Source organism: Nocardioides hankookensis, from assembly GCF_042658885.1.
Taxonomy (GTDB): Bacteria; Actinomycetota; Actinomycetes; order Propionibacteriales; family Nocardioidaceae; genus Nocardioides; species Nocardioides hankookensis.
Map to the genome: position 1 here is coordinate 445,377 of NZ_JBHSRJ010000004.1, position 23,987 is coordinate 469,363.

23 protein-coding genes are annotated in these 23,987 nt (G+C 72.7%); 22 read left to right on the forward strand and 1 reads right to left on the reverse strand.

Annotated features, from left to right (window positions below; all coding sequences use genetic code 11):
* The 8 genes from ACFPYL_RS08550 (at nt 1) to ACFPYL_RS08585 (ending at nt 7,256) form a co-directional block, all read left to right on the forward strand.
* A complete protein-coding gene (locus ACFPYL_RS08550) occupies nt 1–381 on the forward strand; it encodes a 6-pyruvoyl trahydropterin synthase family protein (protein WP_379152917.1) in 381 nt (126 codons plus the stop codon).
* Nucleotides 378–1,310, forward strand: a complete 933-nt coding sequence (locus tag ACFPYL_RS08555; protein ID WP_379152919.1) for a glycosyltransferase family 4 protein — start codon at nt 378–380, stop codon at nt 1,308–1,310. The genes ACFPYL_RS08550 and ACFPYL_RS08555 overlap by 4 nt, the downstream gene beginning before the upstream one ends.
* Entirely contained in the window at nt 1,307–2,062 is a 756-nt protein-coding gene (locus tag ACFPYL_RS08560; RefSeq protein WP_379152921.1) for a lysylphosphatidylglycerol synthase domain-containing protein, read from the forward strand. The genes ACFPYL_RS08555 and ACFPYL_RS08560 overlap by 4 nt, the downstream gene beginning before the upstream one ends.
* Nucleotides 2,055–2,750 carry a RibD family protein gene (locus ACFPYL_RS08565; protein WP_379152923.1) on the forward strand — a complete coding sequence of 232 codons (696 nt, stop codon included), beginning with the start codon at nt 2,055–2,057 and terminating at the stop codon, nt 2,748–2,750. Before ACFPYL_RS08560 ends, ACFPYL_RS08565 begins: the two co-directional genes overlap by 8 nt.
* Nucleotides 2,747–3,352: a GTP cyclohydrolase II gene (locus ACFPYL_RS08570; protein WP_379152925.1), complete on the forward strand. Its 606-nt coding sequence runs from the start codon at nt 2,747–2,749 to the stop codon at nt 3,350–3,352. The genes ACFPYL_RS08565 and ACFPYL_RS08570 overlap by 4 nt, the downstream gene beginning before the upstream one ends.
* A 22-nt stretch (nt 3,353–3,374) precedes the next feature.
* A complete protein-coding gene (locus tag ACFPYL_RS08575) occupies nt 3,375–5,021 on the forward strand; it encodes an MDR family MFS transporter (protein WP_379152927.1) in 1,647 nt (548 codons plus the stop codon).
* A gap of 25 nt (nt 5,022–5,046) precedes the next feature.
* Nucleotides 5,047–5,205 (forward strand): hypothetical protein, encoded by a 159-nt coding sequence (locus ACFPYL_RS08580; protein WP_379152929.1) that lies wholly within the window; start codon nt 5,047–5,049, stop codon nt 5,203–5,205.
* A gap of 71 nt (nt 5,206–5,276) precedes the next feature.
* On the forward strand, nt 5,277–7,256 hold the full coding sequence (locus ACFPYL_RS08585; protein ID WP_379152931.1) for a TIGR03960 family B12-binding radical SAM protein: 1,980 nt from the start codon (nt 5,277–5,279) through the stop codon (nt 7,254–7,256).
* A gap of 43 nt (nt 7,257–7,299) precedes the next feature.
* On the opposite strand, the gene ACFPYL_RS08590 is transcribed toward ACFPYL_RS08585, so the two are convergent.
* A complete protein-coding gene (locus tag ACFPYL_RS08590) occupies nt 7,300–8,535 on the reverse strand; it encodes an MFS transporter (RefSeq protein WP_379152933.1) in 1,236 nt (411 codons plus the stop codon).
* A gap of 52 nt (nt 8,536–8,587) precedes the next feature.
* On the opposite strand from ACFPYL_RS08590, the gene ACFPYL_RS08595 reads away from it, so the two are divergent.
* The 14 genes from ACFPYL_RS08595 to ACFPYL_RS08660 all read left to right on the forward strand — a co-directional run bounded on the left by ACFPYL_RS08595 (nt 8,588) and on the right by ACFPYL_RS08660 (nt 23,987).
* A complete protein-coding gene (locus ACFPYL_RS08595; protein WP_379152935.1) occupies nt 8,588–9,781 on the forward strand; it encodes a winged helix DNA-binding domain-containing protein in 1,194 nt (397 codons plus the stop codon).
* 9 nt (nt 9,782–9,790) lie between these two features.
* The gene (locus ACFPYL_RS08600) at nt 9,791–10,507 is read left to right on the forward strand and encodes a TIGR03936 family radical SAM-associated protein (protein ID WP_379152936.1); all 717 of its coding nucleotides are present in this window, start codon (nt 9,791–9,793) and stop codon (nt 10,505–10,507) included.
* 343 nt (nt 10,508–10,850) lie between these two features.
* Nucleotides 10,851–13,877: an Rne/Rng family ribonuclease gene (locus ACFPYL_RS08605; RefSeq protein ID WP_379152938.1), complete on the forward strand. Its 3,027-nt coding sequence runs from the start codon at nt 10,851–10,853 to the stop codon at nt 13,875–13,877.
* A 174-nt stretch (nt 13,878–14,051) separates the two neighbouring features.
* Nucleotides 14,052–14,360: a 50S ribosomal protein L21 gene (gene rplU, locus ACFPYL_RS08610; protein WP_379152940.1), complete on the forward strand. Its 309-nt coding sequence runs from the start codon at nt 14,052–14,054 to the stop codon at nt 14,358–14,360.
* 43 nt (nt 14,361–14,403) lie between these two features.
* The gene (gene rpmA / locus ACFPYL_RS08615) at nt 14,404–14,658 is read left to right on the forward strand and encodes a 50S ribosomal protein L27 (protein WP_028636261.1); all 255 of its coding nucleotides are present in this window, start codon (nt 14,404–14,406) and stop codon (nt 14,656–14,658) included.
* An 87-nt stretch (nt 14,659–14,745) separates the two neighbouring features.
* Complete coding sequence (gene obgE, locus ACFPYL_RS08620) at nt 14,746–16,293, forward strand: GTPase ObgE (RefSeq protein ID WP_379152942.1); 1,548 nt, start codon at nt 14,746–14,748, stop codon at nt 16,291–16,293.
* Nucleotides 16,290–17,405, forward strand: coding sequence for a glutamate 5-kinase (gene proB, locus ACFPYL_RS08625; RefSeq protein ID WP_379152944.1), 1,116 nt, complete (start codon nt 16,290–16,292; stop codon nt 17,403–17,405). Before obgE ends, proB begins: the two co-directional genes overlap by 4 nt.
* A gap of 37 nt (nt 17,406–17,442) precedes the next feature.
* Nucleotides 17,443–18,480 carry an isopenicillin N synthase family dioxygenase gene (locus ACFPYL_RS08630; RefSeq protein ID WP_379152946.1) on the forward strand — a complete coding sequence of 346 codons (1,038 nt, stop codon included), beginning with the start codon at nt 17,443–17,445 and terminating at the stop codon, nt 18,478–18,480.
* Between the two features lie 26 nt (nt 18,481–18,506).
* A complete protein-coding gene (locus tag ACFPYL_RS08635; RefSeq protein ID WP_379152948.1) occupies nt 18,507–19,469 on the forward strand; it encodes an endonuclease/exonuclease/phosphatase family protein in 963 nt (320 codons plus the stop codon).
* Nucleotides 19,470–19,579: 110 nt separating this feature from the next.
* Nucleotides 19,580–20,149: a DUF6801 domain-containing protein gene (locus tag ACFPYL_RS08640; RefSeq protein WP_379152950.1), complete on the forward strand. Its 570-nt coding sequence runs from the start codon at nt 19,580–19,582 to the stop codon at nt 20,147–20,149.
* 104 nt (nt 20,150–20,253) lie between these two features.
* Nucleotides 20,254–20,718, forward strand: coding sequence for an SRPBCC family protein (locus tag ACFPYL_RS08645; RefSeq protein ID WP_379152952.1), 465 nt, complete (start codon nt 20,254–20,256; stop codon nt 20,716–20,718).
* A 22-nt stretch (nt 20,719–20,740) separates the two neighbouring features.
* Nucleotides 20,741–21,919, forward strand: a complete 1,179-nt coding sequence (locus ACFPYL_RS08650) for a cysteine desulfurase family protein (protein ID WP_379152954.1) — start codon at nt 20,741–20,743, stop codon at nt 21,917–21,919.
* The gene (mnmA, locus tag ACFPYL_RS08655; protein WP_379152956.1) at nt 21,916–22,995 is read left to right on the forward strand and encodes a tRNA 2-thiouridine(34) synthase MnmA; all 1,080 of its coding nucleotides are present in this window, start codon (nt 21,916–21,918) and stop codon (nt 22,993–22,995) included. The genes ACFPYL_RS08650 and mnmA overlap by 4 nt, the downstream gene beginning before the upstream one ends.
* Nucleotides 22,992–23,987, forward strand: coding sequence for a methionine synthase (locus ACFPYL_RS08660; protein WP_379152958.1), 996 nt, complete (start codon nt 22,992–22,994; stop codon nt 23,985–23,987). Before mnmA ends, ACFPYL_RS08660 begins: the two co-directional genes overlap by 4 nt.

Consider the following 23,987-nt stretch of genomic DNA (forward strand, 5'->3'; position numbering starts at 1 on the left):
ATGTTCTCGGTGACCGTCCGCGACCACATGATGATCGCCCACAGCCTGCGCGGCGAGGTGTTCGGACCGGCGCAGCGGCTGCACGGCGCGACGTACGTCGTGGACGCGACGTTCTCCGGCTCCGACCTCGGCCCCGACGGGATCCTGGTCGACATCGGTCGCGCAAGCGAGGTGCTGCACGAGGTGCTGGGCGCGCTGACGTATCGCAACCTCGACGACGAGCCCGACCTCGCCGACGCCAACACGACGACCGAGGTGCTCGCGCGGGTGGTCGCCGACCGGCTGGCCGACCGGGTCGGCGAGCTCGGCGCCCCCCAGCGGCTGCAGGTGACGCTGCACGAGTCCCACGTCGCGTGGGCGGGCTACGAGAGGTCGCTGTGAGGACCGTCCACGTCGTGGTGCCCGCCGGGATCGACGACCCGGCGCGGCCGAGCGGCGGCAACGTCTACGACCGGCGGGTGATCGCCGGGCTCGCCGACGCCGGGTGGACGGTGCGGGAGCACGCCTCGACGACCACGGTCCCGGACGGTGGCCTGGCCCTGGTCGACGGGCTGCTCGCCTCGCCGGAGCTGGTTGACGAGGCGGCCCGGCTCCGGGTGGTCGTGCTCGTGCACATGCCCCGCGGGGTCGTCGTCGCCTGGGAGCGCGAGGTGCTGCGTGCCGCGGCGGCCGTCGTCACGACGAGCCGGTGGACGCGCCGCCGGCTGATCGAGTGGTACGACCTGGCCCCGTCGCGCGTGCGCGTCGCGGAGCCGGGGGTGGACCTCGCCGCACCGGCGGCGGGCTCGGCCTCGGGAGGGACGTTGCTGTGCGTGGGGGCAGTGACGTTCCTCAAGGGGTACGACGTGCTGTCCGACGCCCTCGACGGGCTGGGCGACCTCGCCTGGACCTGCCGGGGTGTCGGATCCACCGAGATCGAGCCGGCCTTCGCCGCCCGGGTCGGTGACGCGGTGCGGTTGACCGGGCCGCAGACCCGCGCGGAGCTGGACGCGACCTACGCCGAGGCCGACCTGCTGGTGCTCGCGTCCCGTGCCGAGACCTACGGGATGGTCGTGACCGAGGCGCTCGCGCGCGGGGTCCCCGTGATCGCCAGCGACGTCGGCGGCGTGCACGAGGCGGTCGGTCACGCCGGGGTGCTGGTGCCGCCGGGCGATCCCGGTGCGCTGGCCGAGGCGTTGCGCCGCTGGTTGACCGACGACGCGCACCGGGCTGCGCTGCGCGAGGCTGCGCGGGCCCGGCGTACCTCCCTCGGCGACTGGTCGCGCACGGCCGCACTGGTCTCCGGAGCCCTCGCGGAGGTGGTCCCGTGAGCCGCCGCACCCAGGTCCTCGGCGGACTCGTCGTCCTCGCCGGCGTGCTCTGGTGGGTCGGGCCGGAGCCCTTCGTCGTCGCGGTCCGCTCGGCCGGTCCGGGCGCCCTCGTCGCCGCCCTCGTGCTCACCGCGGCCACCACCGTCTGCTGTGCCTGGCGCTGGCGGGTCCTCGCGCGCCGCCTCGGAGTCGACGTACCGCTGCGCGAGGCGGTCGCGGCCTACTACCGCTCGCAGTTCCTCAACGCCACGCTCCCGGGCGGCGTGCTCGGCGACGTCCACCGGGCCGTCCGGCACGGCACCCTGCCGGTGGTCGCCGACCGCGGCTCCGGCCAGGCCGTGCAGGTGCTCGCCGCGGGCGCCGTCCTCCTGGTCGGTCCGGCCCCGTGGGCGAGCGCGCTGCTCCTCGTCGCGATCGCTGCGGCCCTGCTGCGCTGGCCAGCGGTCGTCACGGCTTCGCTTCTCTCGTCGGCCGGCCACGTGCTCGTCTTCCTGGTCGCCGCCCGCGCCGCGGGCACCGACGCGTCCCTCGCCGCGCTGGTGCCGCTGGCCCTGCTCGTCATGCTCGCCGCCGCGATCCCCTTCAACGTCGCGGGCTGGGGTCCGCGCGAGGGCGTGGCGGCGTGGGCGTTCGCGGCCGCCGGGCTCGGCGCCGCGCAGGGCGCCACTGTCGCGGTGCTGTACGGCGTGCTCGCCCTGGTCGCGACCCTTCCGGGCGGCGTGCTCCTCGCGAGAGGAGCCGTGCGTGCCTGAGCGTCCTTACACCGTGCTCAGCTGCGGGATGTCGATCGACGGCTACCTCGACAGCGCCGGCGACGACCGGCTGATCCTCTCCAACGAGGCGGACCTCGACCGCGTCGACGAGGTGCGCGCCGGCTGCGACGCGATCCTGGTGGGCGCGACCACGGTCCGCAAGGACAACCCCCGCCTGCTGGTCCGGCACCCGGACCGCCAGCTCGAGCGGGTCGCCCGCGGTCTCAAGCCGACGCCGCTCAAGGTGACCGTCACCTGTCGCGCCGACCTCGACCCCACCGGGCGCTTCTTCACCACCGGCGACGCGGAGAAGCTCGTCTACAGCCCGTCGGCGCACGTCGCCGCCGCCCGGTCCCGGCTCGGCGCGGTCGCGACCGTCGTCGACGGCGGACCCCGGGTCTCGATGCGCCGGCTCGGCGAGGATCTGCACGAGCGCGGCGTACGCCGCCTCATGGTCGAGGGCGGCGGCACCATCCACACCCAGTTCCTCGCCGAGGACGTCGCCGACGAGCTCCAGCTGGTCGTGGCACCGTTCTTCGTCGGCGACTCCGCGGCCCGCCGGTTCGTCGACGACGGACCCTTCCCCTTCGGCCCCGAGACCCCGGCGACGCTCGCCGACGTACGCCGGATCGGTGAGGTCGTGCTGCTCCGCTACCGGCTCTCCGACCGCTTCGAGGAGTCCGCATGACCGTCCGGATCCGCGCCGAGCTGCCCCTCCCGCTGCGCTTCGCCGACGGCTGGTCGACGCCCGCGCGGGTGGTCACGTTCGACGGGCTCGCCGACGGCCGCGAGCACCTGGCCCTCCGGCTCGGCCCCGCCGTACGCCGCGATCCGCTGGTGCGGGTGCACAGCGAGTGCCTCACCGGCGACGTCCTCGGCAGCGCGCGCTGCGACTGCGGTCCGCAGCTGCGGGAGTCGGTCGAGCGGATCGCCGACGTCGGCGGCTACCTCCTCTACCTGCGGCAGGAGGGCCGCGGGATCGGGCTCTACGCCAAGCTCGACGCCTACGCCCTCCAGGACGACGGGCTGGACACCTACGAGGCCAACGTCGCGCTGGGCTACGGCGAGGACGAGCGCGACTACACCGTCGCGGCGCAGATGCTCGAGGCGCTGGGGGAGCGGCGGGTCGCGCTGCTCACCAACAACCCCGACAAGGCCGGCCAGCTCGCCGCGCTCGGCATCGACGTCGTACGCCGGGTGCCGACCGCCGTGCACCGCTCGGCGAGCAACGCCCGCTACCTGGAGGCCAAGGTGCGGCACGGGCACCTGGTCGGGGTCGCCCCGGAGTAGGACACGTTCTAGGCTGCGCGCGATGAACGAGAACGCGAGCCCGGTGGCGGCACCGGCACCCGAAGCCAGCGCCGGCGAGTACACCCACCGACAGATCCTGACGATCCTCTCGGGCCTGATGCTCGGGATGTTCCTCGGTGCCCTCGACCAGACGATCGTGAGCACGTCGATCCGCACCATCGCCGACGACCTCAACGGGCTGTCGGTGCAGGCGTGGGTGACGACGGCGTACCTCATCACCGCCACCATCACGACGCCGATCTACGGCAAGCTCGGCGACAACTACGGTCGCAAGAAGCTCTTCATGTTCGCGATCACGGTCTTCATCATCGGCTCGGCGCTCTGCTCGTTCGCGACCACGATGTACCAGCTCGCGGCGTTCCGTGCCTTCCAGGGCCTCGGCGCCGGCGGCCTCTTCACGCTGGTGCTGGCGATCATCGGCGACATCGTGTCGCCGCGCGAGCGAGCCCGCTACACCGGCTACTTCATGGCCATGTTCGGCACGTCGAGCGTGCTCGGCCCGCTCATCGGCGGCTTCTTCGCCGGGCAGGCGACCATCCTCGGCATCGACGGCTGGCGCTGGGTGTTCCTCGTCAACGTCCCGATCGGCATCGCCGCCCTGCTGGTCGTCTTCCGCACCCTCCACGTCCACCACACCCCGCGCCACGTCCGCATCGACTGGTGGGGCGCGCTCGCCCTGGTCGTCGGCCTGGTGCCGCTGCTGACCGTCGCCGAGCAGGGCCGCTACTGGGGCTGGGACTCGCCCCGCTCGCTCGCCTGCTACGCGATCGGGGTGGTCGGCGTCGTCGGGTTCGTGCTCGCCGAGCGGATGATGGCCGAGGCCGCGCTGATCCCGCTGCGGCTGTTCCGGATCCGGTCGGCCGCGGTGTGCATCGCGGCCAGCCTCACGGTCGGCGTCGCGATGTTCGGCGGCATCATGCTGCTCCCGCTCTACATGCAGATCGTGCACGGCGCGTCGCCGACCGAGGCGGGCCTGCTCACGTTGCCGATGGTGGCCGGCATGATGGCCGGCTCGATCGGCGCCGGCCAGGTCATCTCCCGCACCGGCCACATCCGGCTCTTCCCGATCGTCGGGTCCGCGCTCGTCGTCGTCGGCCTCGTGCTGCTCTCGCTCTGCGGCGCCGACACCTCGCTGGTGTGGGTCAGTCTGTCGATGCTGGTGCTCGGCCTCGGTCTCGGCAACTGCATGCAGCCGCTGCTGCTGATCATGCAGAGCTCGGTGCCGCCGACCGAGATCGGCGTCGCCACCAGCTCGGCGACCTTCTTCCGCCAGATCGGTGGCACGCTCGGCGTCGCGGTCTTCCTGTCGGTGCTCTTCAGCACCGTCGGCGGCAACATCGCCGACGCCATCAAGGTCGAGTCGCAGACGCCGGAGTGGCAGCAGGCCGTGGCCGCCGGGCACGGCCTCGACCCCTCGGTCGTGGAGAAGGTGCAGGACGACTCCTCGTTCATCGAGCAGCTCCCGGCCGTCATCGCGCACCCGTTCAAGGTCGGCTTCGCCGAGTCGATGGACCAGGTGTTCCTGCTCGCCGCCGGCGTCGGCGTCCTCGCGTTCCTGATCCTGCTGCTGCTCCCCGCCGTCGAGCTGAGGGCCACGTCCGCCAGTGCCGCGGCCCGAGCGGAGGCGGGTGGCGAACCGCCGCTCTGACCCTCCGGTCGTGTTGGATGGACCCATGACGGACCGTGACTACGAGCCCGAGATCGTCGACGCCGTGCAGCACGTCGCCAACAGGTACGGCGTCGCCGGGCTCGAGGACCTGATCACCCTGGCCCAGGAGGAGCTGCCGATCGCGCGGCAGGCGCTCGAGGAGCTCGCGCCCGACGCCGACTGACGGTTCGCTGCGCGGCACCTGCCCGTCGTACGCTGGGTGCTTCCGTCTTCCCAGCCCCGCGAGGTTCTCTGATGTCCGCGCCCGCCAGCGCCCCCGAGTCGGTCTTCGCCCGTCTCGAGCCCCGACTGCCCTCGGTCTCCAAGCCGATCCAGTACGTCGGCGGCGAGCTCAACTCGACCGTCAAGGACTGGGACTGCGCACTCGAGGGGCCGACGGTCCGCTGGGCCCTGATGTACCCCGACGCCTACGAGGTCGGGCTGCCCAACCAGGGCGTGCAGATCCTGTACGAAGTGCTCAACGAGCGCGACTGGATCGTCGCCGAGCGCACCTACTCCGTGTGGCCCGACATGGAGCAGGTGATGCGCACCGGTGACGAGCAGGGCCCGATCCCGCAGTTCACCGTCGACGCCCACCGCCCGGTCCGCGCGTTCGACGTCTTCGGCCTGAGCTTCTCCACCGAGCTCGGCTACACGAACATGCTCAACGCCCTCGACCTCGCGGGCATCCCGCTGCACAGCAAGGACCGCACCGACGACGACCCGATCGTGCTCGCCGGCGGTCACGCGGCCTTCAACCCCGAGCCGATCGCCGACTTCCTCGACGCTGCTGTGCTCGGCGACGGCGAGGAGGTCGTGCTCGCGATCTCCGAGGTGATCCGCGACTGGCGCTCGGAGGGCGAGCCCGGTGGCCGCGACGAGGTGCTGCGGCGCCTGGCCGTCAGCGGCAACATCTACGTGCCGCGCTTCTACGACGTCACGTACGCCGCCGACGGCACCATCGAGGCCGTCGTGCCCAACCGGCCGGGGATCCCGTTCCGGGTCCGCAAGCACACGCTGATGGACCTCGACGCCTGGCCCTACCCGGCCAAGCCGCTGGTCCCGCTCGCCGAGACCGTGCACGAGCGGTTCTCCGTCGAGATCTTCCGCGGCTGCACCCGTGGCTGCCGCTTCTGCCAGGCCGGGATGATCACCCGCCCGGTGCGCGAGCGCTCGATCGAGACCATCGGCAACATGGTCGAGAACGGCATCCGCAAGTCCGGCTTCGAGGAGGTCGGCCTGCTCTCGCTGAGCTCCGCCGACCACACCGAGATCGGCGAGGTCGCCAAGGGCCTGGCCGACCGCTACGAGGGCTCCAACGTCTCGCTGTCGCTGCCGTCGACCCGCGTGGACGCCTTCAACATCTCGCTGGCCAACGAGTTCTCCCGCAACGGCCGGCGCTCCGGCCTCACGTTCGCGCCCGAGGGTGGCAGCGAGCGGATGCGCAAGGTGATCAACAAGATGGTCACCGAGGAGGACCTGATCCAGACGGTCGCCGCGGCGTACTCCCACGGCTGGCGCCAGGTGAAGCTCTACTTCATGGTCGGCCTGCCGACCGAGACCGACGAGGACGTCCTGCAGGTCGCCGACCTCGCCCGCAAGGTGATCGCCAAGGGCCGCGAGGTCTCCGGCCGCAACGACATCCGCTGCACGGTCTCCATCGGCGGCTTCGTGCCCAAGCCGCACACGCCCTTCCAGTGGGCGGCGCAGCTCGACCACGAGACCACCGACGAGCGGCTCAAGAAGCTGCGCGACACGGTCCGTGACGACAAGAAGTACGGCCGCGCGATCGGCTTCCGCTACCACGACGGCAAGCCCGGCACCATCGAGGGCCTGCTCTCGCGGGGCGACCGGCGCGTCGGTGCCGTCATCGAGCAGGTCTGGCGAGACGGCGGCCGCTTCGACGGTTGGAGCGAGCACTTCTCCTACGACCGCTGGGCCGAGAGCGCCGAGACCGCGCTCGCGGGACACGGCCTCGACCTGGCCTGGTTCACCACCCGCGAGCGCGAGTACGACGAGGTGCTGCCCTGGGACCACCTCGACTCGGGCCTCGACAAGGACTGGCTGTGGGCCGACTGGGAGGACGCCCTCGCGGTGGCCGACGGCAGCTCCGACGTCGAGGTCGAGGACTGCCGCTGGACGCCCTGCTACGACTGCGGCGTCTGCCCGGAGATGAACACCGAGATCCAGATCGGACCCACCGGCCGTCAGCTGCTCCCGTTGTCCGTCGTCTGACCGCCGAGTCGTGACTTCTGGTCACCCGAGTCGTGACTTCTGGTCACGACCCTGACCGAGACTCCCGACTCGACTGACCAGAAGTCCCGATTCGGCGGTCCAGCTGGTCCTCGACGTACACCGGCCGCGTGACGTACGCCGCGAGCGCGAACAGCGGCAGCGCGAGCACCAGCAGCATGACCAGCGGGACGGTCCAGCCGCCGCTCGCCGTGTGCACCACCCCGACCGCGAACGGGCCGACGACCGCGATCAGGTAGCCGGTCGACTGGGTGAAGGCCGACAAGGCCGCGGTGCCCTCGGGCGTCCGGGCGCGCAGCCCGATCAGGGTCAGGATCAGGGGGAACGTCACGGTCCCGACGCCGATGACGACCGCCCACAGGATCGCCAGCGAGTGCGGCGCGAGCATCAGTCCGACGTACCCGACCGGGTAGGTCGCGATCACGATGAAGAGCACCCGACGCGGCTGCTTCGCCTTCACGAGCACGTTGGGCAGCCACAGCGAGAGCGGGATGGAGGTGCCGGCGACCAGGCCGGCGAGCACGCCCGCCGCGGTCGCGCCGTACCCGTTGTCGCGCCACAGCGAGGCGAACCAGCCGAAGATCGCGTAGGCCTGGAGCGACTGGAGGCCGAAGAAGAGCGCCATCGCGACGCCGAGCCGGGTGCGGGCGACGTCGCGGAAGGAGATCGTGCGCGGGGTCCGGTCCAGGTGCCGGTCGCGAGTGGACAGGCCGATCCACGGGATGGCCGCGACCGCGGCCACCAGCGCCCACGAGCCGAGGCCCCACCGCCACCCGCCGAGGGCGTCGGAGATCGGCACCGTCAGCACCAGGGCCGCCGTGAGACCGGTCGACAGCGCCGTCGTGTAGATCGCCGTGACGAACCCGATCCGGTCCGGGAAGTGCAGCTTCACCAGCGACGGGAGCAGCACGTTGGCCATCGCCATGCCGCCGAGCGCCACGAGGGACAGGAGCAGGAACAGCGCCTCGCTCCCGGTCAGCGCGCGGCCGGTGAGGCCGATGACGGCCGCGACCAGCGCGAGCAGCGTGACCCGGTGCAGCCCGATCCGGTGCGCCGCGGCCGGCGCCATCGCGCCGAAGACGGCGAAGCCGATGACCGGCAGCGAGGTCAGCAGCCCCGCGGCGGGGCCGCTCATCGAGAACGCGTCCCGGATCTCGTCGAGCACGGGCCCGACACTGACCGCCGCAGGGCGCAGGTTGAGGGAGAGCAGGACGATGCCGACCAGGATCAGCGTCGTCGTACGCCGCGCGGTAGTGCTCACTGGCCTGATGCTCTCACCCGCACCGTCGGCGGTCTTCGGCAGGATGGTCCACATGCGCAGCGTCCCTGACGTCGAAAGACGACGTCGACTCGCGAGACAGCACGCCCTCGCGCCGGCACACCGCGCCGCGGACCCGGTCGCCGCGACCGAGGCGATGACGGTCCTCCACGCCACGGAGGCGCCGTCGGTCTACCTGTCCCTGTGGGCGCGGGTCGACGGGCTGACCGTGGCCGATGTCGACCGGGCGTTGTACGACGACCGCTCGCTGGTCAAGCAGCTCGCGATGCGCCGCACGCTCTTCGTCTTCCCGCGCGACCTACTGCCCGCGGCATGGGGGAGCGCGTCCGCGCGCGTCGCCACCGCACTGCGCACCCGGCTGGCGAAGGAGGTCGTGACCGCCGGGATCGCCACCGACGGCGACGCCTGGATCGAGGCCGCCGCGAGCGCGACCCTCGCCCGGCTGCGCGACGGCTCCGAGCTGTCCGCCCAGCAGCTGCGCGACCAGGTGCCCGAGCTCGCCGGGCGCCTGGACATGTCGCCGGGCAAGTCCTACGGCGCCAACGTCCCGATCGCGCCGCGCGTCCTCACCCAGCTCGGCGTCGAGGGCCTGATCGTGCGCGGCCGCAACGGGGGGCACTGGCGCACCGCGCGGCCGCAGTGGACCGCGATGGAGACCTGGCTCGAGCATCGCGGGGGGAGCGTGCCCGAGCCGCTGAAGGAGCGGGAGGGGTACGCCGAGCTCGTGCGTCGCTGGCTGGCCACCTTCGGGCCCGGCACCGAGGCCGACATCGTCTGGTGGCTGGGCTCGACCAAGTCCGCCGTCCGGGCCGCGCTCGCCGACGTCGCCGCCGTCGAGGTCGCGCTCGAGGGGGGACAGGTCGGCTGGGTGCTGCCCGGCGATCTGGAGATCGAGCCCGACCTCGAGCCCTGGGCCGCGCTGCTTCCCGTGCTCGACCCGACGGTGATGGGCTGGAAGGAGCGCGACTTCTACCTGGGCGCACTCGGCCCGCAGCTCTTCGACACCAATGGCAACGCCGGCACCACCGCCTGGTGGGACGGCCGGATCGTGGGCTGCTGGGTGCAGGACCCCGACGGCGTCGTGGTGCTCAACCTGCTCGAGGACGTCGGCTCCGACGCCCGCGCCGCGCTGGCGGCCGAGGCCGACCGATTGACCACGTGGCTGGCGGGACACCGGGTCAGCACGGTCTACCCGTCGATTGCCATGAAGACCGCCCTCGCCCCGTAACCTTGGCCGGTGCGTGCGCAGCCCGAGCAACAAGCCCCACCCGTCCAGCGGCTCCGGATCCGCTACGCGAAGCGCGGGCGGCTCCGGTTCACCAGCCACCGCGACTTCAGCCGGGCCTTCGAGCGGGCCATCTTCCGCGCCCGCCTGCCCATGGCCTACTCGTCCGGCTTCAACCCGCACCCGCGGATCTCGTACGCCGGCGCCTCTCCGACCGGCGCGGCCAGCGAGGCCGAGTACGTCGAGATCGGGCTCGCCGAGGTCGTCGACCCGGCCGTCATCCACGCCCAGCTCGACGAGGCCCTGCCCGACGGGCTGGACGTGCTCGCCGTGGTGGAGTCGCCCGGCGGCTCCCTCGCCGACCTGCTGGAGGGCAGCCACTGGCTCGTCGACGTCGCCGCGGACCCCGAGGCGGCCGCGAGCGCGGTCGCGACCTTCCTCGCCACCGAGGCCGTGCTCGTCGAGCGGATGACCAAGAAGGGGCTGCGCGAGTTCGACTGCCGGGCCGCGGTCGTCTCGCTCTCGTCGGCCGAGCACGCCGACGGCGCCCGGCTCGACCTGGTGCTGCGACACGCCGTACCCGCCGTCCGTCCCGACGACGTGCTCGCCGGGCTGGCCTCCGTCGCGGGTCTCGCGCCGAGCGGCGCACCCCTGCTCACCCGGCTCGCGCAGGGGCCCCTCGACGCGGCGACGGGGGAGATCGGCGACCCGCTGTCCGCGCGACGGTGATGGTTCCCGGTGTGTCGTGTGCGATACTCGCCGTGGTCGCTCCGGACAGCCGTTCGGGATGACCCGACGACGTTCTCGGCCGGTCCCCCTGTGGCCCGGCACACCTTGAGGCACGATCGTCGCCAGACCGCGACGCGTCCGGCAGGTTGGTGACAGCGACCTGTCGAGTGGTCCTACCGGACCCGGACCAGCGACCGCGGCAGGCGCCGGACGTTGCTCCCGGGTGACGCACCTGCGGAGGGTGTCGCCGCCACACGAAGGCTTTGCGTCTCCCGCCCTGGGTACTCGGGTGGGCGACGTCGGACCGCCCGGCGCGAGCCGCGGGGCGCTAGGAGTGCACCAGATGGCCGACGACCTCCAGGCCGGAGAAGACACCACCACCGCTGCAGCGGCCGACACGCCGGCGGAGAAGCCGGCCAAGAAGGCTGCCGCCAAGAAGGCGAGCGCTGCGAAGACGGCCGCCAAGAAGGCGCCCGCGAAGAAGGCGGCCACCAAGAAGACGGCCACCAAGAAGACGGCCGCCGCGGCAGAGCCCGACGAGGCCCAGCTCGACCTCGGTGTCGAGGCGCCCGCCGCGAAGAAGGCGCCGGCGAAGAAGGCCGCTGCGAAGAAGACGACGGCGAAGAAGGTCACGGCGAAGAAGGCCGCCGCCGAGACGCCGGCAGTCGAGGCGCCGGCCGAGGAGCCGTCGGCGACCGCCCTCCTCTTCCAGGCCCCCGAGCCGACGAAGAAGGCCGCGGCCCGCCGCCCGCGCAAGGCCGCCGCCACGTCCGACGCACCTGCCGAGGCTGCCCCGGTCGAGGAGCAGGCCGACGAGCAGGCCGAGGCCAAGCAGGCCCCCAAGAAGAAGTCGTCCGGGGGTCGCTCCGGCGCCAAGCCCGCTGACGAGCCCGCGGCCGAGACCGACGTCGCCGACGAGTCCGACGACGACACCGCCGAGGGCGACGAGCAGTCCGGCGACGGCTCCGGTCCTGCGCGTCGCCGTCGTCGCCGCGGTGGCCGCCGCCGCCGCAAGCCCGGCGAGAACGCCGGCGACGGCTCCGACGACAGCAACGGTGACGACGACTCGAGCGACGACTCCAGCGACGACAGCTCCAGCGAGTCGGCCGAGGGTGCCGGGGACGGTTCGGGCGAGAGCTCGTCGTCGCGGCGCCGCCGCCGTCGTCGGCGCGCCGGTGACGACGGGGGAGAGGGCGGTGACGACCCGGAGAACACCGTGACCCGGGTCCGCCGTCAGCGCTCCGCCGAGGACGAGATCACCGCGATCCAGGGCTCGACCCGCCTGGAGGCCAAGAAGCAGCGCCGCCGCGAGGGCCGCGAGGCCGGCCGCCGCCGCGCCCCGATCGTCAGCGAGGCCGAGTTCCTGGCCCGTCGCGAGTCGGTCGACCGGGTGATGGTCGTGCGCCAGCGCGAGGACCTCACCCAGATCGGCGTCCTCGAGGACAAGGTCCTCGTCGAGCACTACGTCGCCCGCGCGTCCCAGACGTCGCTGATCGGCAACGTCTACCTCGGCCGCGTCCAGAACGTGCTGCCCTCCATGGAGGCCGCGTTCATCGACATCGGCAAGGGTCGCAACGCGGTCCTCTACGCCGGCGAGGTCAACTGGTCGGCGCTCGGCCACAAGGACGGCCAGCCCCGCAAGATCGAGTCGGTGCTGTCCTCCGGGCAGACGATCCTGGTGCAGGTCACCAAGGACCCGATCGGTCACAAGGGCGCCCGCCTCAGCAGCCAGGTCAGCCTGGCCGGCCGGTTCCTGGTCTACGTGCCCGACGGCACCACCAGCGGCATCTCCCGCAAGCTCCCCGACACCGAGCGCAACCGCCTCAAGACGCTGCTCAAGGAGATCGTCCCCGACTCCGCGGGCGTGATCGTGCGCACCGCCGCCGAGGGCGCCAGCGAGGAGGAGCTGACCCGCGACGTCGAGCGGCTCAAGGCCCGCTGGGAGGACATCGAGAGCAAGGTCAAGGGCAGCGCCCCGCAGCTCCTGTACGGCGAGCCGGACCTGACCCTCAAGGTCGTCCGCGACCTCTTCACCGAGGACTTCTCCAAGCTGGTCATCCAGGGCGACGACGCCTGGGAGACCGTCCAGGGCTACGTCCACCAGGTCGCGCCCGACCTCGAGGAGCGCCTCGAGCGCTACGAGCCCGGCCCGGACGGCCAGGGCGGCAAGGCCGACGTCTTCGCGGAGTACCGCATCGAGGAGCAGATCGCCAAGGGTCTCGACCGCAAGGTCTGGCTGCCCTCCGGCGGCTCCCTGGTCATCGACCGCACCGAGGCCATGACCGTGGTCGACGTCAACACCGGCAAGTTCACCGGCTCCGGCGGCAACCTCGAGGAGACGGTCACCAAGAACAACCTGGAGGCGGCCGAGGAGGTCGTGCGCCAGCTCCGGCTGCGCGACATCGGCGGCATCATCGTCGTCGACTTCATCGACATGGTCCTCGAGTCCAACCGCGACCTCGTGCTCCGCCGCCTGGTCGAGTGCCTGGGTCGCGACCGGACCCGCCACCAGGTCGCCGAGGTGACCTCGCTGGGCCTGGTGCAGATGACCCGCAAGCGGATCGGCACCGGCCTGCTCGAGGCGTTCGGCGAGAACTGCCCGCACTGCCAGGGCCGCGGCATGGTCATCCACGACGCCCCCGTCGAGTCGAAGCACGCCGAGGAGGAGCCCCGCCGTGGCGGCGGTCGCCGCGGACGTGGTCGAGGCCGGGGCCAGGACGACTCCGGCAACGACAACAACAACGGCGGCAACGGCAACCACGGCAACAACGGCGGCGGTGCGAAGCCGCCGTCGCCGAAGGACGTCGCCGCGATGGCCCGCCCGGAGAACGCCGACAAGCCGGCCGAGGACGAGACCCCGGCCGCCGACGCGCCCGTCGAGCCGGCGCCCGTGGTCGAGCAGACCCCCGAGGCCGAGCCCGTCGAGACCCCGGCTGCCGAGCCCGTGGTCGCCGAGGAGCCCGCCGCTCCCAAGGTGACGACCCGCAGCCGCCGGCGTACGGCGCCGCGGCCCGCCGCCGAGCCGGAGCCGATCACCGTCGCCGAGCCCACGCCCGAGGAGCCCGAGGAGGCCGTCGCCGAGGCGCCGGCCGTCGAGCCGACGGTCGTCGAACCGGTGGCACCGCCGGAGCCGCCGAAGGTCGTCACCCGGACCCGCGGTCGCTCCGCGACCCGGCCCGCCGGCCCGCCGGTGGCCGAGGACCTGCCGTCGGCGCCTCCCGGGGAGCTCGGCAGCGTCGGCGCGCCGCCGGAGCACGGTGCGGTGGAGCCCGGGACGGCCGTCGCCGAGCCCGGCGAGGAGCCCGTCGAGGACGAGCACCCGCACGTCGAGCACGTCCCGATCAAGAAGAAGGGCACGCGCAAGCGCTAGGCCCGCGGACCGGGCGGCCGCTGTTTTGCGGTGAGTCGCCCGGATCCGTACTATTGACCCTCGGTGCGCATTCTGTGCGCCTGTCTTCGTGCGGCGCGACCTGGCGTTGTGCCCCGGACAGACATGCCGGACCCAGACGTTCCATTCAGCAAGAGATCGACGAAGGAGACCGCGGTGTACGCGATCGTGCGCGCAGGCGCCAAGCAGCAGAAGGTTGCCGTGGGCGACGTCATCGAGATCGACAAGGTCACCACGGCGGCCAGCGACTCGGTCACGCTCCCGGTGGTCCTCGTCGTCGACGGTGAGACCGTCACCTCCGACGCCAAGGCGCTCGACAAGGCGTCCGTGACCGTCGAGGTCCTCGGCGCCACCAAGGGCCCGAAGATCATCATCCAGAAGTACAAGAACAAGACCGGCTACAAGAAGCGCCAGGGTCACCGCCAGAAGTACACCCAGGTCAAGGTCACCGACATCTCCCTCTGAGCCCAGCTCGAGGTCTCCCGGCACTCACTGAAGGACACATCAGATGGCACACAAGAAGGGCGCGGCGTCCACCAAGAACGGCCGCGACTCCAACTCCCAGCGCCTCGGCGTGAAGCGCTACGGCGGTCAGGTCGTCAACGCCGGCGAGATCATCGTGCGCCAGCGCGGCACCCACTTCCACCCGGGCAGCGGCGTCGGCCGCGGCGGCGACGACACCCTGTTCGCGCTGGTCGCGGGTGCGGTCGAGTTCGGTACGCGTCGCGGTCGTCGCGTCGTGAACATCGTCCCGGGCGAGTGACCTGACGCTCACCCAGCAGCTTTCGCACGAAGGGCGTCCCGGTCTCGGGGCGCCCTTCGTCGTTTCGTACCACTGAGAGTAGGAACCATGGCCGTCCCCACCTTCGTCGACCGGGTGTCGCTGCACGTCAGCGCCGGCCGCGGCGGGCACGGCGTGGCCTCGGTCCACCGTGAGAAGTTCAAGCCGCTCGGCGGCCCCGACGGCGGCAACGGCGGTCCCGGCGGGTCGGTCATCCTGCGGGTCGACCCCGACGTCACCACCCTGATCGACTACCACCACAGCCCCAAGCGCAGCGCCTCCTCCGGCGGCCACGGCGCCGGCGACCACAAGAACGGCGGCCACGGGGCCGACCTGGTCCTGCCGGTCCCCGACGGCACCCTGGTGACCGACCCGCGGGGCAACGTCCTCGCCGACCTCGTCGGTCCCGGCACCGAGCTTGTCGTCGCCCAGGGCGGCCGCGGCGGTCTCGGCAACGCCGCCCTCGCCTCGGCCAAGCGCAAGGCCCCTGGCTTCGCGCTGCTCGGCGAGCCCGGCGACGAGCTCGAGATCGTCCTCGAGCTGAAGGTCGTGGCCGACATCGGCCTGGTCGGCTTCCCGAGCGCCGGCAAGTCCAGCCTGATCGCGGCGATCTCGCGGGCGCGGCCCAAGATCGCCGACTACCCGTTCACCACGCTGGTGCCCAACCTGGGCGTGGTGTCGGCCGGCGACACGACGTTCACCGTCGCCGACGTGCCCGGCCTGATCGAGGGCGCCAGCGACGGCCGCGGCCTGGGCCACGACTTCCTGCGCCACATCGAGCGCTGCGCGGCGATCGTGCACGTCGTCGACACGGCCAGCATCGAGCCCGGCCGCAACCCGGTCGACGACCTCGACGTCATCGAGCTCGAGCTGAGCCGGTACGGCGGGCTCGAGGACCGGCCTCGCCTGGTGGCGCTCAACAAGATCGACGTCCCCGACGGGCGCGACATCGCGGGCTTCGTCGTCGACGAGCTGCGCGGCCGCGGCTTCGCGGTCTTCGAGGTGTCCGCGGCGTCGGGCGAGGGGATGCGCGAGCTGACCTTCGCGATGGCCGCGATCGTCGAGGCGGCGCGGGCCGCGAAGCCCGTCGTCGAGGCGACCCGCATCGTGCTGCGCCCGCCGTCGGCCGACGGCAAGGACGAGTTCACGATCACCTCGACCAGCGACGGCTGGCGGGTGCGCGGCGAGAAGCCCGAGCGCTGGATCCGGCAGACCGACTTCAGCAACGACGAGGCCGTCGGCTTCCTCGCCGACCGGCTCAACCGGCTCGGGGTCGAGTCCAAGCTGGTCGAGCTCGGGGCCGAGGAGGGCGACGCCGTCCTCATCGGCGACCCCGACAACGCGGTCGTCTTCGACTTCAAGCCGGGCATCGACGCCGGCGCCGAGATCCTCAGCCGTCGCGGTGAGGACCAGCGCTTCGACGACTCGCGTCCGGCCGCCCACCGGCGGCGCGCGATCCAGGAGGCGCTGCCCGACCGCGCCGAGGGGGAGACGCGCGCCGACGTGGCCCGGCGGCTCGACCAGCCCGAGGTCTACGGGCCCACGTCGTACGACATCGGCGGCGCCGAGGACCCCGACTGGGCAGAGAACGACCCCGGGAACGACCCCGAGGAATGAGCGCCCGCGCCCAGGTGACCGAGGCGAAGCGGATCGTCGTCAAGGTCGGGTCCTCCTCCCTCACGACCGCGGCCGGAGGCATCGACCCGGAGCGGGTGCGGACCCTGGTCGACGTGCTCGCGAAGCTGCGTGTCGACGGTTCCGAGGTCGTGCTGGTCTCCTCGGGTGCCATCGCCGCGGGCCTCGCGCCCCTCGGGCTGAAGAAGCGGCCGAAGGCGCTGCCGGCGCAGCAGGCCGCGGCATCGGTCGGGCAGGGCCTGCTGGTGCACCGCTACACCGAGGAGCTCGCCCGCCACGGCGTCATCGCCGGCCAGGTGCTGCTGACCGTCGACGACGTCACCCGGCGCTCGCACTACCGCAACGCCTACCAGACGTTCGCCAAGCTGCTCGAGCTCGGCGTGCTCCCGATCGTCAACGAGAACGACACGGTCGCCACCAGCGAGATCCGGTTCGGTGACAACGACCGCCTGGCCGCGCTGGTCGCCCACCTCGTGCACGCCGACCTTTTGGTGCTGCTCAGCGACGTCGACGGCCTGTACGACGCCGACCCGAGCAAGCCCGGCAGCACGCTGCTCTCGGAGGTCACCTCGGTCGACGACCTGGGCGCCGTACGGGTCGGGAAGACCGGCAGCGCGGGGCTCGGCACGGGCGGCATGCAGACGAAGGTCGACGCCGCGCGGATCGCGACCGGCGCCGGCATCCCCGTCGTGCTGACCTCGGCCGACAACGCCGGCGCGGCGCTGTCGGGTGAGCCTGTCGGCACGCTCTTCCACACCACCGGCCGGCGTCGTCCGACCCGGCTGCTGTGGCTGGCCCACGCGACCGAGCCGAAGGGCACCCTGGTCCTCGACGCCGGCGCCGTCCGGGCCGTGGTCGAGCGGCGCGCGTCGCTGCTGGCCGCCGGCATCACCGCGGTCGAGGGCACCTTCCACGCGGGGGAGCCGGTCGACATCGCTGCCCCCGACGGCACGCCGGTCGCCCGCGGGCTGGTGAACTTCGACGCCGAGGAGCTGCCGCAGCTGCTCGGCCGCACGTCCAGCGACCTGAAGCGCGAGCTCGGCGCGGGCTACGAGCGCGAGGTCGTGCACCGCGACGACCTCGTGCTGCTGTGACATCCGCCTGAAACCCGCGCCGCCTACGCTGGCCGGCATGTTCCAGGTGCCTGCCGTCGACATCGCGCCGTACGTCGAGGACGGCGGCCCCGCCGAGCGCGCCGCGGTCGCGGCCGCCATCGACGCCGCCTGCCGCGAGGTCGGCTTCATCCAGGTGCACGGACACGGCATCGCGGCCGATGTCGTCGCCGGTCTGGGCGCCGCCATGGACGCGTTCTTCGGCCTGGACCTCGACGACAAGCGGGCCTACGTGCGGCCGGCCCAGGAGAACCGCGGCTACACGCCTCCGAAGTCGGAGTCGCTCAGCCTGAGCCTCGGGATCGAGTCGGCGACCCGGATGAACGACTTCTTCGAGGCGTTCAACATCGGTCGCGCCGCGAGCGAGCACGCCGGCTCGGAGCTGCCGCTCGAGCACTTCGCGGAGAACACCTGGCCGGAGGTACCCGGCTTCGAGGCGCAGGTGTCGGCGTACTTCGCCGAGGCGGGCCGCGTCGCCCGGACCATGACCCGGATCTTCGCCGACGCGCTCGGGCTGCCCGCGGGCTTCTTCCCGGCCCTCACCTCGCCGTCGATCGACGTCCTCCGGATGAACAACTACGCGCTGCCCGACGGCACCGACGTCGCGCTGGACGGCGACCTCGTCGGGATGAGCGAGCACACCGACTTCGGCATCGTCACCATCCTGTGGGCCGACCGGGTGCGGGGGCTCCAGGTGCTCGGGTCGGACGACCGGTGGCACGACGTCGACCCGGAGGACGGGGCACTGCTCATCAACCTGGGCGACCTCACGGCGCGGCTGACCAACGAGCGCTGGATGTCCACGCTGCACCGGGTCAAGCCGCCGGTGGTCGGCGGCACGATCCAGCGCCGGCGCTCCGCGGCGTACTTCCACGACGGCAACCCGGAGGCCGTGGTGGCGCCGCTCGACACGTGCGTCGACGCCGACCACCCGCGCCTCTACGACCCCGTCACCGTCGACGAGCACATCCGAGCGAAGCTCGCCGGGTCGCGCGCGGGCCGGCGGAACTCCGCGGCAGCCCGGGAAGGTGCCCGGGTCCTCCAGTCCCTGCGGTAGGAGCGACCCCGATAGGTTTGCCCACCGTGCGCGTTCGAGTGGTCGTCTTCTGGGTCGTGGTCGGCCTCTTCCTGCTGCCGGCGCTCGCGCTCACGGTCGCGCGTCTCACCGAGCCCGGCAGCCGCACCGGCATCGGGCTCGTGGCGTTCACGCCGTGGGCGATCCCGTTGTACGGCGTGGGGCTGCTGCTCGTGCTCGTGCGCCTGGCCCTCCGGCGCCGGTGGCGCAGCGCGGCCCTCCCCGTGGCGCTGGTCGCGCTGGCGGGGCTGGTGCTGCACGGCTGGTGGTACGCGCCGCAGGTGACCGGCGCGAACCCGCCCGCGGCCGACGGGGCGACGCCCGTGGTCGTGATGACGGCCAACCTCCGGCTCGGCGAGGCCGACGGCATCGAGGTGGTGGGTGCGGCGACCGAGGCGCACGTGGACCTGCTGGTGGTCGAGGAGGTCACCCCGGCGGTCCTGGCCGACATGGACCGGGCCGGGCTGAAGGAGCTGCTGCCCTACCGGGTCGGCCTGCCCGGGACGATGGCCACCGGCACGATGGCGTTCGCGACCACCCCGCTGACCGACGGCACGCGGCTGTCCACCCCGCTCGGGAGCTGGAGCTTCACGATGGGCGACCTCCGGGTGCTGGCCGTGCACCCGACGTACCCCGTGGACGCCTCCGGCTGGGCCCACGACCAGCAGGTCGTCCGCGACGCGGTGGCCGACGACGAGCCCGACGTGGTGGTGGGTGACTTCAACGCCACGGTCGACCACCAGCCGCTGCGCGACCTCGCCGACCTGGGCTACCGCGACGTCGGTGAGCTCGCGAACGACGGGTGGCACCCGACCTGGCCCGCCTCCGGTGCGTTCGACCTGCTCGGCCTGCCGCTCGCGCAGATCGACCACGTGCTGCTGGGGGACCGGCTGGCGGCGCTCGGCATGCACACCGTGGGGATCCCCGGCAGCGACCACCGGGGCGTCGTCGCGACCGTCGCGCGGAAGTGACCGGCGGGTACAACTGCGGTTTACGGTTCTTTCGGGACGGGTACCGTCCGAGAACCCCGTGCCCCGGGAGGGGGCGCGACATCGGAGGGAGCAACACGTTGTCTGTTGTCATGCGAACCCGTCTGGCCGCCGTCGGCGGCACCGCGGCACTCGCCGCGAGCGCGGTGCTGGTCGCCGCCCCGGCCGCCGAGGCGAAGCCCGCGTCCGTCAAGAGCAGCTACAGCTGCCAGACCGACTTCGGTCCGCAGACCGTCGCGGTCACCACCACGATGGTGCTGCCGGCCAAGGTGAAGAGGAACAAGCCGGTGCCGGGCAAGCCGGTGAAGCTGCAGGTCGTCATCCCCGAGAGCCTGGCCGCCGCGATGCGGACCTTCGGCATCACGAGCCTGTCGGGCTCCGCGAGCGGCGTGAAGGCGTCCGTCGGCGCGACGAAGGTCCCCGTCACGGGCGTCACCTTCCCGACCACAGCCGTGCCGGCCAGCGGCGCGATGAAGATCAACGCCGCGGGCAAGGCCAAGGCGTTCAAGATCAAGAAGCCCGGCAAGTACGCCGTGTCCGTGCCGAAGAAGTTCGCGTTCACCGCGAAGGACCAGAACGGCAACGCGCTCCTCAACAACGCGCCGTGCTCGCTGGTCGCGGGCTCCAAGTCCACAATCACGACGCTCAAGGTCGTCAAGTAGCCACACCACGCGACGTCGTACGACGGCGGTCCGGTGCCTCGGCGCCGGGCCGCCGTCTGGCGTTCCGGCTTGAGTGCGCGCGGATAGCGAGCAACGGTGGAGGCATGTCCACCGACACGAGCATCTCCGTCCAGCGCACCATCGACGCCTCGTCGCAGGCCGTGTTCGACGTCCTGTCGAACCCCGAGCGGCACCCCGAGCTCGACGGCTCCGGGTTCGTCCTCAGCGACGAGAAGACAGACCGGATCACCGGCACCGGCCAGGTGTTCCGGATGAACATGTCCGGTCCGCACATGGGTGGCGACTACCAGACCGACAACACCGTCACCGGCTACGACAAGAACCACCTGCTCGCCTGGCAGACCGCGCCCGCCGACACCGAGCCGCCCGGCTGGGAGTGGGTCTGGGAGCTGACGGCCGAGGGCTCGGACGCCACCTCGGTCCGGCTGACCTACGACTGGAGCAAGGTCACCGACCAGGCGCTGCTCGAGAAGATCGGCTTCCCGCTGGTCCCGGAGTCCGCCCTCGAGGACTCGCTCGGCAACCTCGCTTCGGCAGTCTCGGGCTGACCGCCGTACGCTGGTCGGTGCGATGACCGACCGGACCGTCTACCTCGACCACGCTGCCACCACGCCGATGGTGCCGGCGGCGGTCGAGGCGATGACGGCGCACCTCCTCGAGGTCGGCAACCCCAGCTCGCTGCACGCCTCCGGGCGGCACGCGCGCCGGGTCGTCGAGGAGTCCCGCGAGACCATCGCCCAGGCACTCGACTGCCGTCCCGGCGAGGTGGTCTTCACCTCCGGCGGCACCGAGGCCGACAACATCGCGCTCAAGGGCGTCTACTGGTCGCGCCGCCTCGGCGACCCGCGCCGCACGCGCATCCTCACGACCGCCGTCGAGCACCACGCGGTGCTCGACCCGCTGCACTGGCTCGAGGACGCCGAGGGCGCCTCCGTCTGGCGCCTGCCCGTCGACTCCCGGGCCCGTCTCGACGTCGCCGCGCTCCGCGACGCCGTCGAGCGCGATCCGGCGTCCGTGGCCCTGATCTCGGTGATGTGGGCCAACAACGAGGTCGGCACGCTCCAGCCGATCGACGAGGTCGTGGCGATCGCCGCCGAGCACGGCATCCCCGTGCACACCGACGCGGTGCAGGCGGTCGGCGCGGTGCCGGTCGCCTTCGCCCGCTCCGGCGTCGACGCGCTGACGCTCACCGGTCACAAGGTCGGCGGCCCCTACGGCGTCGGTGCGCTCGTCGTACGACGCGAGCTCGACGTCACGCCGCTGATCCACGGCGGGGGGCAGGAGCGCGACATCCGCAGCGGCACCATCGACCCCCCGGCGATCGCCGGCTTCGCAGCCGCGGTCGAGCTGGCCGTCAAGCAGCAGGCCGAGCACGCCGCACGGGTCGCCGCGTTGCGCGACGACCTGGTCCGCCGGGTGATCGAGGTCGTCCCCGACGCCCACCTCCACGGCGCCGAGACCGGCGCGGAGCGGCTGCCCGGCAACGCCCACCTGGGCTTCCCGGGCTGCGAGGGCGACTCGCTGCTGATGCTGCTCGACGCGCGCGGGATCGAGTGCTCGACCGGCTCGGCGTGCTCCGCCGGGGTGCCGCAGCCCTCCCACGTGCTGCTCGCGATGGGCTGCGACGAGGAGTCGGCGCGGCACTCGCTGCGGTTCTCGCTCGGGCACACCACGACGCAGGCCGACGTCGACGCGGTCGTCGAGGCGATCGTGCCCGTCGTCGAGCGAGCCAGGGCAGCCAAGCGATGAGGGTCGTCGCTGCCATGTCCGGCGGCGTCGACTCCGCCGTCGCTGCCGCGCGCGCGGTCGAGGCCGGGCACGACGTCACCGGGATCCACCTGGCGCTGTCGCGCAACCCGGCGTCGTACCGCTCCGGCGCCCGTGGCTGCTGCACGATCGAGGACGCCAACGACGCGCGCCGGGCCGCCGACGTGATCGGCATCCCGTTCTACGTCTGGGACCTCTCCGACCGCTTCCACGAGGACGTGGTCGAGGACTTCATGGACGAGTACGCCGCCGGCCGCACGCCGAACCCGTGCCTGCGCTGCAACGAGAAGATCAAGTTCGCCGCGGTCCTGGACCGCGCGCTCGCGCTCGGCTTCGACGCGGTCGCGACCGGCCACTACGCGCAGCTGCGCACGGGCGCCGACGGTCTGATCGAGATGCACCGCGCGGTCGACCACGGCAAGGACCAGTCCTACGTGCTCGGCGTGCTCGACCAGGAGCAGCTGGCCCACTCGCTCTTCCCGCTCGGCGACTCGACGAAGCCCGACGTACGCCGTGAGGCCGCGGAGCGTGGCCTGCTGGTCGCGGACAAGCCGGACAGCCACGACATCTGCTTCGTGGCGGACGGCGACAACGCCGGCTGGCTGCGGGAGAAGCTCGGTGACCGCGCGCCCAACCACGGTGGCTCGATCGTCGACGAGGCCGGTGAGGTGCTGGGCGAGCACGAGGGCACCTACGGCTTCACGATCGGGCAGCGCAAGGGGCTGCGGATCGGCCGCCCGGCGCCCGACGGCAAGCCGCGCTTCGTCCTCGACATCGAGCCGGTCTCCGGCACGGTGACGGTCGGCCCGCGCGAGCACCTGGCGGTGCACCGGCTCAGCGGCATCAAGCCGCGCTGGTGCGGCACGGTCCCGCGGTCCCTGTCCGGGACGGTGCAGCTCCGGGCGCACGGCGAGGAGCTGCCGGCGCGGGTGAGCGTCGGTGAGACGGTCGAGATCGAGCTGCTGGAGCCGGCGTACGGCATCGCGCCTGGCCAGGCCGCGGTCCTCTACGACGGCAGCCGGGTCGTCGGGTCCGCGACGATCGCGGCGACTGCATGATCGCGACCGGGATCGGCTCCTACCCGGGTGAGGACCTCGAGGAGACGTTGAGCGTCGTCCTCGGCGAGCTCCCCGACCTGCCGCACCTGCCGGAGCTGCCCGACCGCGGGGTGACCGCGGGCATGGTCGGGCGGGGCCTGGCCGTGATGGCCGAGCTCGGCGCCGACCTCCAGCCCGCCGGGTGGCGGCTGACCGACGCGCCCGGCGTCGACCACCGGCGCGCGCGCAGCCTGCTGGCGCAGGACCTGGACACGGTCGAGGAGCTCACCCAGGACACCCTGTCGATGGAGGGCGGCGCCTTCAAGATCCAGGTCGCCGGGCCGTGGACGCTCGCGGCGTCGGTCGAGAAGCCGCGTGGCGACAAGGTGGTCAGCGACGTCGGCGCGCGCCGGGAGCTGGCCCAGGCGCTGGCGGAAGGGCTGCGCACGCACGTCGCCGACGTACGCCGCCGGCTGCCCGGCGTCGACCGCCTCGTCGTGCAGGTCGACGAGCCGGCGCTCTCGGCCGTGCTGGCCGGGAAGGTGCCGACCGCCTCCGGGTTCGGGCGGCACCGGACCGTGCACCCGCCGGAGGCGTCCGAGGCGCTGGCCTGGGTGCTCGACGCGGTGAGCGACGCCGGCGCCGAGCCGTGGGTGCACACCTGCGCGGCCGGGACGCCGCTGCCGCTGCTCGTCACGTCCGGCGCCCGGGGGATCTCGGTCGACCTAGGCCTGATGACAGCCGCCGACCACGACGCGCTGGCCCAGGCGCTCGAGGACGGGCAGAGCGTCGCGCTCGGCGTCGTACCGTCCCTCGACCCGGCCACGGCGCCGAACGACGTGGAGGTCACCGAGCGGGTGCTGCGCTGGCTCGACATGCTCGGTCTCGACCCCGCCGAGGTGGGGGAGCGGCTGGTGCTGACCCCGACCTGCGGGTTGGCCGGTGCCTCGCCGTCCTGGACGCGGCAGGCGCTCGCCCTGCTCCGGACGTCGGCCGCCAACCTGAGCGGCTGA